Raw genomic sequence first — 13,535 nt, 5'->3', positions numbered from 1 at the left:
TATCCTCTAGATTCTCTTTACTCTTCTCAATATTCTTTACTGTGTACACCGTCATTACTAGACGGTGTAATTCACACTGCTTTTCACTTCTGTCTGTACCGTGAACTTCTGACTTAATAGAGCAATCAGTTGGTCGTAATACTGCATGTTGGGTTTGTTGCCAAGTAAGGTACACAGTTCATTGCCTGTTGGACTGAATCGGTAGTAAACCAGCTTAACCCCTTTTGATATAGGCGCCAGCGACATACTCTTACCTTGATAAGTCAGGTGCAACGCTGGGTCGAAATCAATCTCACCAGACTCTAATTCAGTGCCTAGAATGATTCCGAGCTCAATCAAATGGAGCAGGCTAGAGTAGGGCAGGTTGTGTCCACCAAGGTTGATGGTGTTGGTGGTGTCTCTTTTGCCTAAGCTGAATATTCCAGCATGAGATTTAAAACCAAGTAATAGCTTTCTGCTGCTATCACTACCAAAACTACAGCCAAGTGACGCCGCTCTTTGTAGGGTGAGTGCTTCTTTTGGTGTCATGTCCTGCAAGATCTGCAGCGCCTTCATCGATGTCGAACCTGGGTTGGTGACTTCTCTTTTTAATACCTGAGCCCATAGTCTCTGCATCGATGTATTGTGGATCTCTTGTGCCATATCGAAAAAGCGATATAACCAGTCCTGATCAGGATCTCCAGCCGCTTCATCCTTGCATGAAGAGTGCGCCAATTTCAGAATCTGTTCTAGATTCTTTTGACGCAGTTCTTTACGTTTCTTCTCTCGTAATAGCGCCCGCTCGATAAGCGTATTCTCAGCTTTATCGCTTGGTTTTGCACTATGACTGATTAAAGAATCTAAGCCGAAGCTTTGTGCGATGTGCAGCATTCTACTTGTGCTGTCGGCAATATGAGGCTTTTTCTCATGCTTGTGCTGTGTATCGCTAGCATGCTCAATGATCACTGGCTGTTTGGTTTCTGACATAAGAGTACCGTTAGGAGACGACTCAATACCAATCGTAGTAATTAATTGCTCGCCCTAGTTTGCTAGATAGAACGCTATTTCTGATTACTTACTGTGATTGGTATAACTGTCTAAAATGTAACTCTTTATCTGATTGGTGGCTAGATTTTGCGTGCAGAGTTGAAGACTTCAACAAAATTTTACTTTTGCTAATGATAATAAAATGTTAAATTTGTTGTAATTCTCAAGGAGGAGTTATGAATCAAGTCAATGATAACAAGCTAAAGAAACAGCTTAGCATAGGGTTATTACTCGCTACTTACGTGGCTGTTCTAGCTTATCTGTCTAATTACATCGCGTAATCTAGTCAAACAATATCGTTATTAAACTGTTATTGAATGATATCTTTTATTCAGTGACGGCAGCTCATCCTTGAGCCACCCTTCTAATGACTACATGTCGTCATATTCTTCTATCGCAGTACCTTCAATAAGATAACCAGTCTGAGCTAAGTCGTGACTGATCGATTCTGTTTTCAGCGTACCTACCAAGTAGATCACATCCCATAATTGTTGAATCGGTGCACCTTGCGGGAACTTCACGTAGATAATCTGGTTCGGTGGCGGTGGTGGCACGTGGATACATGCGCCAAAGTACGGCACTAACAGAAACTCAGTGATCATGTTCTCATCGCCTTCCAATGGAATCACAAACCCCGGGATCTTAACCTTGCTGCCGTTTAATTCTGGGCGAACAGCGCCAAGTGTCGATTGCTGAGGTTTTTCCATGCTGTTGTGGTCTACCATCGGCATACCAAACGAATCTAATTGAGCGCGCTCTGATTCTGGAATTAAATCAATCCATTCGAGTGTTAATACCGATTCCTCATTCTGAGTGGTGTCAGCGTGAGCTGTGCTGATAAATGGGAACATAAGTAGCCCAAGTATCAGTAGGAATTTGCGTTGCATCGTAGGTTCCTGTTTTAGATTCGAATAGTCATGCCATCAGATAATGACTGACGGTAAGCCCTGAAAGCGGGAATAAAGCCGATAATGATTCCGGCAACTTGTACCAACATAAGCAGTTTCCACTCATGCGGTGTGATTGCGGATATCGATATGTTGATACCATAACTTTGTTGCACAATAGGAGCAACTACTGCGATCAGAGCAAACAACACTGCAACGCCCAATGTGATACCTAAGAAGGTCAGGGCACTGGCTTCACTAATCAATAGACCAAACACATGACGAGGTCGTGCACCCATCGCACGCAGGATAGCCATCTCGCGACGTCTCTCTTGCAAGCTCGTTAGTAGGCTACTCAGCATTCCTAGTAAACCGGCGACCACAACAAACCCTGAAACAATCAGCAATGCTTGTTCTGCCACGGCCATCATGCCCCATAATTCATGCAGAGCAATGCCCGGCATAATTGCGCTCAACGGTTCTTGACGGTAGTTGTTGATTTCTCTTTGCAGTGCAAAGGTTTGAATCTTCGAGTTCAGTCCAAGCATCATTGCGGTGATTTGCTGAGGCTGGAAATCGTAGGTCTTTAAGGTTTCGGCATCTGGCGTGTGGCCTAGGTTAGCACCCGACTCCCAACCCACGTGAATCGCTTCGATTGCTTCTAGTGATACGTGTACGGTTTTGTCTACCGGCGTTCCGGTTGGTGCCAGTATTCCAACAATCTTGAAGGGCAGATTATCGTGACGGCTGAACGCTACATCACTGATACCGTGTGCAAGAATGATCTGGTCACCGATCGTGTAATCCAGTTTCTTCGCAACATCGGCACCAATCACCACATCAAACAGCTGTTCAAACTCTTTGCCTTGTTGGAAAGTAAGTAATTGCTTACTTCCATAGCGATAGTTTTCAAAGTAGCTATGGTTGGTACCCATCACGCGGAAGCCTTTGTGAGAGTCGCCCAGTGAAATAGGGATCGCCCACTTTACGGCGCTATGTTGGCTAAACTCTTGATAGCTTTTCCAGTCGATATTGTTGGTCGCGTTACCAATTCGAAATACAGAATAAAGCAGAAGGTTTACCTGGCCAGAACGGCCACCGACGATCAAGTCAGTACCTGAAATAGTATTCGCAAAGCTGCTCTTGGCTTCGGTTCTCACGCGCTCTACGCCGAGCAATAGAATGACAGACACTGCCACGGTAAGAATGGTCAGAATAGCTGTGGCTTTACGATTGAGTACGCTTTTTAAGGCTAAGTGAGTAATTACTTTCATACGACAACCTTAGCTTGGTTAACGGTTTTTAAATCTATGGTTCGAGTGAACAATTTTTCGAGTGTTGGATCGTGACTCACGAAGATAAGAGTAGAACCAGCTTGATTGGCTTGTTCTAGCAACAATTCGATAAAGGCTTCTCGGTTGTCATGATCCAATGCGGATGTTGGTTCATCTGCGATGATGATTTTAGGTTGGCCGATTAGGGCACGGGCTGCGGCGACACGTTGTTGTTGGCCAATACTCAGCTCAGTAACAGGTTTATCCATTAGAGCTTGAGGCAGCTTTAGTCGTAACAATAGGTTTTGAGCTGTGGCTTGCAGGCTGTTCTTACTTTCTGTGACTTGTTGCTTGCGAATAGTTGAGAACTGGCAAGGAAGCGTCACGTTGTCGATGACTGATAGGTAAGGAAGCAGGTTAAATTGTTGGAAGATATAACCTATATGGTCGGCTCTGAATTTGTCCCTTTGACGAGGTGTAAGTTGAGTCAGGTCTTGGCCTAAGATAGAGACTTCACCTTGCTCGGCTTGGTTGATTCCAGTCAGCAACCCTAGCAATGTAGATTTGCCACAACCACTTGGCCCTTTTATGAAAAGGTGCTCTTGAGCTTGGATGTACAGAGAAGGGATCTCTAGTGTTGGTGGTAATTCAGGCTTCCAACGAAAGCTAATATTTTCGAGTTTGACCACAAGTGATGAACTGTCAGAAGACATGCGAGCTCCAATAATTAAAGCGGTGTATCTACTGGACAGCAATTAGCAGCATAAATTCCCTAGAGCACACCGATTTGAACAGCCAAGTAAGTAGGTACTTACTTGGCTGCTTATTTACGTTTAATCCGATCTAGGAGTGATTAGAATCGGAAACTAATACGCTCTGCGTTAAGTACTTCTTGCACCTGAGCAGTGTCTGTTAGTAGGTTCACCGTCATTTTTTCAGTGTTGCTGAACTTAGAGAACCACTGAGTGCTAACTGTGTCTAGCTTAGCAACATCTGAACATTCATAGTGGTACTCAACAGTGAACTCACCGTGGCCACCTTCTGAGTGGTCATGGCCTTCATGGTCGTGGTGGTCGTGACCTTCGTGGTCGTCATGATCGTGTTCAGCATGGTCATGGTCTTTGTGGTCATCATGATCATGTTCAGCATGGTCATGGTCTTTGTGGTCGTCATGATCGTGTTCAGCGTGGTCATGGTCTTTGTGGTCATCATGACCGTGTTCAGCGTGATCATGGCCTTCATGCTCATCATGATCGCCCTCTAGCGTGTTAGTCACTGATTTAAATTTCAGAGTACAGCTCGCATTGTTAAAGCTAAACAGCTCGTCTGGCTTGTTCAGTTGTGCGATAGCCTGCTCAAACACTTTCTTTTGCTCAGCAGTTTCTGGAGCATGTTCAAAGCCAACCACATCGGCACCTGGCGCTGTTACTTCAACAAGCAGTTCTTGTCCATCTTGAGCGATGTTTACTTCAACTTGACCATGTACGTGCGCACCATGAGAGCGGAATTCTTCGTTTGCTAGAACACTAGTAGAGACAGTCATGCCGATAACAACGGCTAAAATAGAAGGTTTCATGTTTTGTTTCCTGAATAAAGGTTAATTAAAAAGTAGTGGTAATTAAGTGTTTTTGACAGGAGGAGAGCGCGCTAAATAGGCGAAATAGAGGCGCTGTAGTGAGGTTACTGACTCTGTGACAACGGCAGTAAACTCTGAATGAAACTCTGGAACTTGTGGCAGTGAGTGCGCAGTAATGAACTGATTTATCGAAAACAGCTCACAGTGATGCGAGGTGTGGTGCTCCGGGTCAATGTCCACCATGTGTGTTGCGGCTAACACGCTTAGCATGAGCATCAGCCCAAGCAAGAAGCCTGTTTTGCGTTTCACATTGTTGGGTGTGTCTTGCCACATGAGGATGATTAACCACAGAATTAAAAAAGGATACTGTTACAATATAACAATATCCTTTGATAAGGTCTCGAAAAAGAGGTGAATATCTGATTAAAGACTCGCTTTAATCAATTCAATGACTTGCGTGACCTCTGATTCGTTAAGCGCGCCTTCTTTAACAAACAAGATTTTTCCTTGTTTGTCCTGAACGATAATCGCTGAGCTCTCTTCTTTCAGAGCCCAAGATGAAGCAACGGTGCCATCTTCATCTAACACCATAGAAGACCATGGAAATTCTTCTTTGCTGCTTTCTGCTGACGATTTAACAAAAGAACCCGTACCCCAGATAGCATCATCTTGGTTGATGATGGTGGTGGTTTGGTAGCTGTCTTCTGAGAACTTCGATGCAGTGATGGCTGCCATCAATGGTGCGTTGAGCTCTTTAGAGCTGCTACGGCCAGCGATAGCTTGAACGACGCGAACTTTACCTAGGAGATTGCTGGTTGCCCAAGCTTGATATCCGGTATTGCCGTCGTTTAGAACGATTTCACCATAGTTGCTAACATCGACAGCAGGCAGAGTTGAACCTACAGATAGATTGTGAGCATTGGCGAAGAGTGGAGAGGCTGCGGCTAGAAAAGCCAGTAGAGTTTTGTTTTTCATTATATTTTTGTTCCGCTTATTGGTTTGCACTGGAAGTATAATATGAAATTTGAAAAATGCCTCTTTAACTTTTTATCGTACGATGTAGAAATAAGTTGCGGGCTTGTTATCAAAAGGTATAATGCATCAATATCAAGATGAACAATAGATTATCTTGCTGTTTGCTAAAGGAATTAGCGATTAAATGTGCTTTGAATGCGGTGGTGTTCAGGTGCGTGACTGTAGTACTCAAATGGAATTGAGGTTGTATTATGTTAAGAAAATTTTCTACTTACCGCCCACATCAGGTGGCGCGTTTCGTTAAAGTCCTGTTCAAGGGCCAGTTTGCCATCGAAGGTGTTGGAGAGTTTCGCTTCGACCACGGCAAGGTGCTTCTTCCTGAAGTGTCTGACAAACAAAAGCTTACTATTTTTAAAGAAGTGAACGGCACGATTGCAGCTCTGCCGATGTAACTGAGCTTTATTGATTGGTCTTGCTTCAAATAGATTAACAACGAAAAGGGCTTCCTAATGGAAGCCCTTTTTTAATGGATATCGTTTGAGGTAGGGTGCCTAACTGCCCTCTATTGTGGTGGGAAGCAAACCCCTGTTCCACCTAGTCCGCAGTAACCGTTAGGGTTTTTAGCTAAGTATTGCTGGTGGTAGGTTTCAGCAAAAAAATATTTTCCCGCAGGTAGAACTTCCGTTGTGATCTCGTTGCCTAAAGATTCAGTCATTGCTCTTTGATACTCTTGCTTAGAGTGCTCGGCGATAGACTGTTGCTCTTCGCTGAAAGTGTAGATAGCGGAGCGGTATTGAGTTCCTAAATCGTTGCCTTGGCGCATGCCTTGAGTTGGGTCATGACGCTCCCAGAAAGTCTCTAGTATTCGAGCTAAAGAGGTTTGTTCACTATCGAAAATGACACGAACGACTTCGGTGTGTCCCGTTTGGCCAGTACACACTTGCTCATAAGTTGGGTTGACTGTGTATCCGCCCGCGTAGCCAACGGATGTTGAAATCACGCCATCTAATTGCCAAAACAAACGCTCAGCTCCCCAGAAGCATCCCATACCAAGCAGGACTTCTTGTTGGGAACCTGTAGGAGCATCGAGTAAGTCAGTTTGATTGACGAAGTGGCGCTCAGTAATTTGGATTGGATCAGCATTTCCCGGTAATGCGGTTGCTGCAGAAACCAGTTGTTGTTTGTTTAGCATGTTATATTCCTTTTCGCATACGTTTACCGCGTTGGCTTTATGAACGGTAGGCTCATATTAACTGTTGGTTTATATTGATTAAGTCTTTAAATTAGACCGCGTTATTACCAGATTTATTACAGACTCAATGCCTTTTTAGCGGTATTATTTCTTTTCACTTATTAACGTATTGATAACTTCTTCACTAATTAAACATGATAAGAAAAACTTTACCAGTTCTGATTGGCACTCTACTGTCATCGACGCTCGCTTTCGCTGACGTTTCCCTTGAAATTAAAGGGCTAGATGGAGCGCTTGAGGATAATGTTGATGCTTATCTGAGTGCAGTCCCTGAAGAAGAGTATGCAGTTTCGCTAAGGTTCCAATCTCGCGTGGAATCTATGATAAAAGAAGCGTTGAATGCGTTAGGCTACTACCAACCGACGATCACTTTCACTCACTCTGAAGACGACACCGAATTGACCGTTACGGTTGATAAGGGGGAGCCTGTTGTTATTTACACTTCAGATATTGTGCTGAGTGGTGAAGCCGAAGACGATCCCGACTTTCTGGCGTTAATCGCCAAGAGTAACCTGTCTAAAGGTTCTATCCTGAATCACGGTAACTATGACTCTTTAAAATCGTCGATACGTAACCTTGGACTAGCGAAAGGCTACTTTGATGGCTCGTATGAGGTCAGCAAACTCGAAGTTGCCCCTGAATTAAACCGTGCTTATGTGCGCCTTCATTATAACAGTGGTATCCGCTATCACTTTGGCACCACACAGGTGACGGGCAGCCAAATCGAAGACGATAGAGTGCAATCGCTTAAACCCTTTGAAGATGGCGAACCTTACTCCATCACCAAAGTCGGTGAGTACAACCAAAACCTGTCTAATACGGATTGGTTCTCTTCGGTGTTTGTTGAACCTGACTTAAGCCAGTTGGGTGAAGGCCGTGAAATTCCGATGAAGGTGAGCCTGGCTCCGCAAGCGCGTAACCAAATCGAAACGGGTATCGGTGTATCAACCGACCTTGGTGTAAAAGGTACCCTCAAATGGAAGAAACCTTGGGTTAATGCTCAAGGTCATAGCTTCAATAGCAGCTTATCGATCTCCAAACCAGAACAGACGATTACCGCAGCCTATAAAATCCCGTTGGACGACGTGCTTAATGACTATTATCAAATTAAGTACGGAATGAAGAATCTAGACAACCGTGATACCAAAAGTTTGGAGTCGAACTTAGCCTTAGAAAGATATTGGCGCTTGGATAATGGCTGGCAACGTACTGTGTTCATTCGATACTTGGTCGAGAACTATGAGCAAGGTTTGCAAGATGACTTGGCGCAGTTCGTATTGCCGGGTATCTCTTTCTCACGAACTCGAACTCGTGGTGGCTCAATGCCAATGTGGGGTGATAAACAAACCATCATGCTTGAAGCGGGTGATGACACCTTGTTGTCTGAAACCAAGGTGGTTCGTTTCCAAGGACAAACGGCCTGGATTCGAAGCATTGGTAACAATCATCGTGGCTTAACTCGACTTCAATTCGGCGGTAACTTTGCCGATGAATTTGAGAAGCTGTCACCCTCTCTGAGGTTCTTTGCGGGTGGTGATAACAGCATTCGTGGCTATGGTTACGAATCCATATCTCCTCGTGATGAAAGTGACGCACTAACAGGTGCAAAATTCCTTGCTACCAGCTCATTTGAATACCAATACCGATTAGTTGGAAATTGGTGGGGCGCAGCTTTCTACGATATTGGTGATGCATTTAATGATAAGCCAGATTGGAAACGCGGTACTGGCGTCGGGGTTCGCTGGGCATCGCCTGTCGGTCCTGTGAGTTTAGATTTTGCTTGGGGTCTAGATGCGAAGAAAGGCGATGAGTTCCAACTGCACTTTAGTTTAGGGCCAGAATTATGATCAAAGTGATGGGCAAATGCATTAAGTGGACGTCGATTTCATTGACGTCTATTTTGCTGTTGTTGATAGCCCTGCTCGGTTTTGTATTGTTCACCAATCCAGGGTTGAACACAGTGCTGTGGGGCGCTGAAAAAGCATTGCCACAACTGAAAGTGGAGAGCACCAAAGGGGCTCTGTTCCCAAGTTTCACGCTTAATAACGTTCAGTTTAAAGATGACAGCCTACATATCGATACCAAGGTTCAAAAGCTGAACTTGGCTATTAATCCTCGCTGTTTACTCGACCCTAAGTTGTGTGTCGACCGCTTAGCGATTCAAGGTTTGGACTTCGCATTTACGGAATTACCTCCAGCCTCTGAAGAAGAAACTGAACCGACTCCGCCAGTGACATCGGTGAAAACACCGCTACCAATCGTGATCAACCGTATTGCTTTGTCTGATATCAAACTGAATATTCTAGGGCATGAAATCGAGTGGGGTTTGTTTTCAACGGCTTTGAGTATGCAGGGTGAAAAGCTGACGGTATCGCCAACCTTATTTAATGATCTGAAAGTTAAACTCGCAGAATCAACTGAAGAGCCAAAACCAGAAGTAGTTGAACCAGAGCCTGCGGTGAAAACAGCAATTGAGCTGCCTGAGGTCTGGATTCCGTTACAGGTTGTGCTGGAGCGTTTTGACCTCAACCGTTTCACCTTAGAACAAGAAACTCCGATTGTGGTGAACCACCTTGGACTTGAAGTCCGAGCGGGTAAAAACACGGTCGAAGTGTCCACTCTTGAACTCGATATGCCACAAGCAAGCGCGAACCTTGCGGCTAAAGTTGAGCTTAAAGACGGCTACCCGCTAGATCTTTCTTTAGATGCATTAGTGAAAGAAACCGATCTTGCGGGTCAGAAGTTATCACTGAAAGCACAAGGCAGTGTGGCTAAGCTAAACCTAGAGTCTCAGTTTTCTGAATTGATTGAGGCAAAATTGTCTGGGGAAATTCAACCCTTAGAGCCGACTCTGCCATTTGACCTTCTTTTAGAAGATGGCCAAGCACAATGGCCCCTAACAGGTAAAAGTGATTACCAAGCTGAAATTGAGCGCTTCAAGGCTGATGGCTCATTAGATGGCTTTAATGTGCAGCTCAAAGGTGAAGCGGATGGTAAGGAGATACCTGCCTTAACCATCGACCTAGAGGGCAAGGGCACCACAGAACAGATTGAACTTGAGCGCTTAAAACTGAACACGCTGGGTGGGGAACTCAATGGTGTGGTTAAAGCGAACTGGAAGAAGCTTGTTAACTGGCAAGCCGATGTGACGCTGAAGGATATTCAGCCGGGTCTACAATGGCCAGAAGCTGAAGGTAACATTAGCGGGAGCATCGTTACTTCGGGTGAGTTGACCGAAGCGGGTGGTTGGGCAATTGAGCTGCCTAAGTTAGATATTGAAGGGATCTTGCGAGAATACCCTCTGGATATCGAAGGCCAGTTGTCAGCGTCAGATCGCAGCGCGAGCGGTGAACCTAAATTGAAAACCAGCGGTTTGAGCTTGGCTCACGGGGTGAACTCGATTAAGGCGCAGGGTGAGCTTGATAAACAATGGGATATGGGAGTTGATATCTTCTTCCCTGAGCTCGCAAAAAGTGTTCCTGAGTTGAAAGGCAGAGTGATTGGTAACATCCAACTTAGCGGCCCAACGAACGAGCCTGAAGTCGACCTTGCTTTAAATGTCGATAAGATTGATTGGAATAGCGAGGCAACACTTGAGTCGTTATCGCTTAATGGCTCTGTAGTTCCACTGCCATTACCCGAAGCTCAAGCCGACCTTGTATTGAAAGCGAAGAACCTAACCTACCAAGATCAAAGTGTTGAAAGCATTGATTTAACGGTGAATGGCGGTGAGAAGAAGCATACCGTAACACTTGATGTGATATCCGACATCGTGTCGACAAGTTTGGCAATTTCTGGTCAGTTAATTCAGAAACCTTCTCTGATTTGGGATGGCTCGTTAGACAGAGTCAAAATCACCACTCAGCAGGGACCTTGGGTATTAGACCAACCTGTTGCGATTAAGGCGGATGTCAATAAGCAGTATGCCGACGTTCAAGCACACTGTTGGAAGCAATCAGGTTCGAGCGTGTGTCTGGATGAAGATATCCGAGCCGGGAAATCGGGTGAGGCTAAGCTCGCGATTAACCAATTCGACTTCGAACAAGTTAAAGCGTTTGTACCTAAAGAGACGCAATTGCAGGGCTTAGTGAATGCGACCGCTCATGCCAAATGGTCGGAACAAGGTGAACCTGAGGTGACGGTAAGTGTCGATATGCCTAAAGGTCAGGTTGTTCAACAAGTTGGCGAGCCAATTACACTCGGTTGGGAAAGTGTTGCATTGAATGCACAGCTAAAAGACAACCAACTGAACGCCGACTTTAAACTCGATGTTGCCGACAACGGTGACTTGTCTGGCACTGTGTCGTTACCTGACATTCTCGCAGAAGAAAAAATGGTCGATGCCGCAATAAAGCTGACAACTTTCCATTTGGACTTTTTACAGCCAATCCTTGGCGAATATAGCCTGTTGAAGGCCGATCTTGAAAGTGACCTACAGGTAAAAGGTTCTTTGATGCATCCTCAAGTCTTTGGTCAGTTCTCTGTTGATGGCATTCAAGTTAAAGGTGATGTCACGCCTGTTGATGTTAAAGACGGCCGTATTGATCTCGATTTTGATGGTTACAGCGCGAAGCTGGATGCCAATGTAGAAACGCCTGATGGTCATCTTGATATTGAAGGCTCTGGGGATTGGCAGGACCTTCAAGCATGGCACTCGAACGTGAGAGTATTTGCTGATGAGTTGATGGTTGATATTCCACCTATGGTCAAGGTCAAGGTGGTTCCTGATATGACCATTGATGTTACGCCTGAGCTTGCAAAAATCACTGGTGATATTGCATTGCCGTGGGGACGTATCGTTGTCGAAGATTTACCACCGTCAGCGGTCGGCGTCTCTTCTGATCAAGTTATCTTGAATAAAGATCTTGAGCCAGAGAATGAAGATACGATTCCATTCAATGTGATGACCAATATTAATATTTCCATTGGCGATGACTTTAAACTGTCAGCCTTCGGCCTTGAAGGTGAGCTGGTGGGTAAGCTTAATGTCGCTCAAAAAGACCAAGGTCCATTTATCACCGGTGAGGTAAACATCGTCGATGGTACTTACCAATCATTCGGACAAGACCTGTTGATCGAAGAAGGTAAAATTCTAATGAATGGTCCTCCGGATCAGCCATACGTAGCGATTAATGCGATACGTAACCCTGACAACACTCAGGATGACGTGACAGCAGGTATTCGAGTGACTGGCCCAGCGACAGAGCCGACGATTGAGATTTATTCTGACCCTGCAATGCCGCAAGCCAACGCGCTGTCTTATATCTTGCGTGGCCAAGATATTGATGGCGAGTCGAACGGTTCGATGACGACGACCTTAATTGGTTTGAGCTTAGCGAAGAGTGGTAAGGTTGTTGGCGAAATCGGTGAAGCATTTGGTGTACAAGATCTACAACTGGACACCGCAGGCTCTGGCGATGACTCACAAGTAACGGTAAGTGGTTATATTCTGCCAGGCTTACAGGTGAAGTATGGTGTGGGTATCTTCAACTCATTGGGTGAGTTTACTGTTCGTTACCGATTGATGCAGGATCTCTACGTTGAAGCTGTTTCTGGCTTAGACAGTGCGGTAGACCTCCTCTATCAGTTTGAGTTCGAGTAGAACAGTTTGATTCCGAATAGAGCGGTTTAGGTCGAGAGTGTTTAGCCATTCATTGAATAGCAGAGATGAATGGCTTATGGAGGGTTTATGCAGCATCTTGTGTTCGTCTATGGCACCTTGAGACAAGGTCAATCCAATCACCACTATTTGCAGAATGGTGAGTTGTTGGGACGCTTCGACACACCAGAGTCGTTTGCCCTTTTTGATTTAGGTGCTTATCCGGCGATGATTTCTGGAAAGAAAAGTGTCGCTGGCGAGGTCTATATCATTAACGACGAAATTTTGGAGTCGCTCGATCGGCTAGAAGATGTACCTGTTGAGTATCGTCGCGAGCAAATAGAGACTATATTTGGATTAGCATGGGTATATTTGTATCAGCTTGATCTAACAGCTAATAAAGAAATACTTTCGGGTAACTGGTGTAAGCGGAGCAGCCCGCTATAGTGAATGAACTACTGGAAGCATTCTGACGTAATAGCTAAAAGTCTCAATGTACAGGCTAGTCTTTTCCATCAGGAGGAAATTATGAAATATCTATTATTGGTGCTATCAGTAATGTTATTTGGTTGTGCGCAAACTCCGCCACCAACGTCAATGAACACAACCGATTGGCAGAGCTTTGGCGAAGAAATGGCGCTAAAAGGAAAAACCAAACAGACTGAAGCAAGTTTGGCTGAAGCCGCGTCTTCACCATCAATTGATGCAGACTTATATGCCGCTTATGGCCAAGGTTATGAAGTGGGTAAAACTCAATATTGTTCTCAAAACCCGAGAGCGCTAGGTCGCCGTGGTGAGACTTACCTTGGGATTTGTGACGATGTCGATAAATGGTTCCGCTTCAACTATGAAAGAGGCGCAGAATCGAAGTTTGATATTCGATAATCGAACGAACAGTTAATGGAATAATAAAAAGCCAGCATTTAGATGCTGGCTTTTTTAATGG

13 protein-coding genes are annotated in these 13,535 nt (G+C 44.9%); 5 read left to right on the top strand and 8 right to left on the bottom strand.

Going from position 1 to position 13,535, the window contains the following annotated elements; translation table 11 throughout:
• Nucleotides 1-57: 57 nt before the first annotated feature.
• From L0992_14255 to L0992_14225, 7 genes are all read right to left on the bottom strand, one after another.
• A complete protein-coding gene (locus tag L0992_14255; GenBank protein XGB66838.1) occupies nt 58-966 on the bottom strand; it encodes a TIGR03899 family protein in 909 nt (302 codons plus the stop codon).
• Between the two features lie 431 nt (nt 967-1,397).
• Complete coding sequence (locus tag L0992_14250; protein XGB66837.1) at nt 1,398-1,913, bottom strand: DUF3299 domain-containing protein; 516 nt, start codon at nt 1,911-1,913, stop codon at nt 1,398-1,400.
• Between the two features lie 14 nt (nt 1,914-1,927).
• Nucleotides 1,928-3,187, bottom strand: coding sequence for an ABC transporter permease (locus L0992_14245; protein XGB66836.1), 1,260 nt, complete (start codon nt 3,185-3,187; stop codon nt 1,928-1,930).
• Nucleotides 3,184-3,900, bottom strand: a complete 717-nt coding sequence (locus tag L0992_14240) for an ABC transporter ATP-binding protein (protein ID XGB66835.1) — start codon at nt 3,898-3,900, stop codon at nt 3,184-3,186. The genes L0992_14245 and L0992_14240 overlap by 4 nt, the downstream gene beginning before the upstream one ends.
• A 140-nt stretch (nt 3,901-4,040) precedes the next feature.
• The gene (locus tag L0992_14235; GenBank protein XGB66834.1) at nt 4,041-4,763 is read right to left on the bottom strand and encodes a DUF2796 domain-containing protein; all 723 of its coding nucleotides are present in this window, start codon (nt 4,761-4,763) and stop codon (nt 4,041-4,043) included.
• A 42-nt stretch (nt 4,764-4,805) separates the two neighbouring features.
• Nucleotides 4,806-5,096, bottom strand: coding sequence for a DUF2607 domain-containing protein (locus L0992_14230; GenBank protein XGB66833.1), 291 nt, complete (start codon nt 5,094-5,096; stop codon nt 4,806-4,808).
• A 90-nt stretch (nt 5,097-5,186) separates the two neighbouring features.
• On the bottom strand, nt 5,187-5,738 hold the full coding sequence (locus L0992_14225) for a YtfJ family protein (GenBank protein XGB66832.1): 552 nt from the start codon (nt 5,736-5,738) through the stop codon (nt 5,187-5,189).
• Between the two features lie 251 nt (nt 5,739-5,989).
• On the opposite strand from L0992_14225, the gene L0992_14220 reads away from it, so the two are divergent.
• Nucleotides 5,990-6,190: a DUF1107 domain-containing protein gene (locus tag L0992_14220; protein XGB66831.1), complete on the top strand. Its 201-nt coding sequence runs from the start codon at nt 5,990-5,992 to the stop codon at nt 6,188-6,190.
• A gap of 110 nt (nt 6,191-6,300) precedes the next feature.
• Here the strand turns inward: L0992_14220 and msrA are convergent, their stop codons facing one another.
• Nucleotides 6,301-6,930 (bottom strand): peptide-methionine (S)-S-oxide reductase MsrA, encoded by a 630-nt coding sequence (gene msrA, locus L0992_14215; GenBank protein XGB66830.1) that lies wholly within the window; start codon nt 6,928-6,930, stop codon nt 6,301-6,303.
• Between the two features lie 194 nt (nt 6,931-7,124).
• On the opposite strand from msrA, the gene L0992_14210 reads away from it, so the two are divergent.
• From L0992_14210 to L0992_14195, 4 genes are all read left to right on the top strand, one after another.
• On the top strand, nt 7,125-8,837 hold the full coding sequence (locus L0992_14210) for an autotransporter assembly complex protein TamA (protein XGB66829.1): 1,713 nt from the start codon (nt 7,125-7,127) through the stop codon (nt 8,835-8,837).
• On the top strand, nt 8,834-12,592 hold the full coding sequence (locus L0992_14205) for a translocation/assembly module TamB (GenBank protein ID XGB66828.1): 3,759 nt from the start codon (nt 8,834-8,836) through the stop codon (nt 12,590-12,592). Before L0992_14210 ends, L0992_14205 begins: the two co-directional genes overlap by 4 nt.
• Nucleotides 12,593-12,679: 87 nt before the next feature.
• Nucleotides 12,680-13,036, top strand: a complete 357-nt coding sequence (locus L0992_14200; protein ID XGB66827.1) for a gamma-glutamylcyclotransferase — start codon at nt 12,680-12,682, stop codon at nt 13,034-13,036.
• An 81-nt stretch (nt 13,037-13,117) separates the two neighbouring features.
• Nucleotides 13,118-13,474 carry a DUF2799 domain-containing protein gene (locus L0992_14195; GenBank protein XGB66826.1) on the top strand — a complete coding sequence of 119 codons (357 nt, stop codon included), beginning with the start codon at nt 13,118-13,120 and terminating at the stop codon, nt 13,472-13,474.
• The last annotated feature ends 61 nt before the right edge of the window (nt 13,475-13,535 follow it).

This window comes from Vibrio pomeroyi (assembly GCA_041879425.1).
GTDB lineage: Bacteria > Pseudomonadota > Gammaproteobacteria > Enterobacterales > Vibrionaceae > Vibrio > Vibrio pomeroyi_A.
Note: the sequence above shows the minus strand (reverse complement) of the source record. Positions and strands in the feature narration are given on the sequence as shown.

Bases quoted from the DNA above. Each gene is read 5' to 3' on its own strand.
- L0992_14235 (XGB66834.1), bottom strand. From the start codon at position 4,763: ATGAAACCTTCTATTTTAGCCGTTGTTATCGGCATGACTGTCTCTACT.
- L0992_14210 (XGB66829.1), top strand. From the start codon at position 7,125: ATGATAAGAAAAACTTTACCAGTTCTGATTGGCACTCTACTGTCATCG.
- msrA (XGB66830.1), bottom strand. From the start codon at position 6,930: ATGCTAAACAAACAACAACTGGTTTCTGCAGCAACCGCATTACCGGGA.
- L0992_14250 (XGB66837.1), bottom strand. From the start codon at position 1,913: ATGCAACGCAAATTCCTACTGATACTTGGGCTACTTATGTTCCCATTT.
- L0992_14195 (XGB66826.1), top strand. From the start codon at position 13,118: ATGAAATATCTATTATTGGTGCTATCAGTAATGTTATTTGGTTGTGCG.
- L0992_14240 (XGB66835.1), bottom strand. From the start codon at position 3,900: ATGTCTTCTGACAGTTCATCACTTGTGGTCAAACTCGAAAATATTAGC.
- L0992_14255 (XGB66838.1), bottom strand. From the start codon at position 966: ATGTCAGAAACCAAACAGCCAGTGATCATTGAGCATGCTAGCGATACA.
- L0992_14245 (XGB66836.1), bottom strand. From the start codon at position 3,187: ATGAAAGTAATTACTCACTTAGCCTTAAAAAGCGTACTCAATCGTAAA.
- L0992_14220 (XGB66831.1), top strand. From the start codon at position 5,990: ATGTTAAGAAAATTTTCTACTTACCGCCCACATCAGGTGGCGCGTTTC.
- L0992_14225 (XGB66832.1), bottom strand. From the start codon at position 5,738: ATGAAAAACAAAACTCTACTGGCTTTTCTAGCCGCAGCCTCTCCACTC.
- L0992_14230 (XGB66833.1), bottom strand. From the start codon at position 5,096: ATGTGGCAAGACACACCCAACAATGTGAAACGCAAAACAGGCTTCTTG.
- L0992_14205 (XGB66828.1), top strand. From the start codon at position 8,834: ATGATCAAAGTGATGGGCAAATGCATTAAGTGGACGTCGATTTCATTG.
- L0992_14200 (XGB66827.1), top strand. From the start codon at position 12,680: ATGCAGCATCTTGTGTTCGTCTATGGCACCTTGAGACAAGGTCAATCC.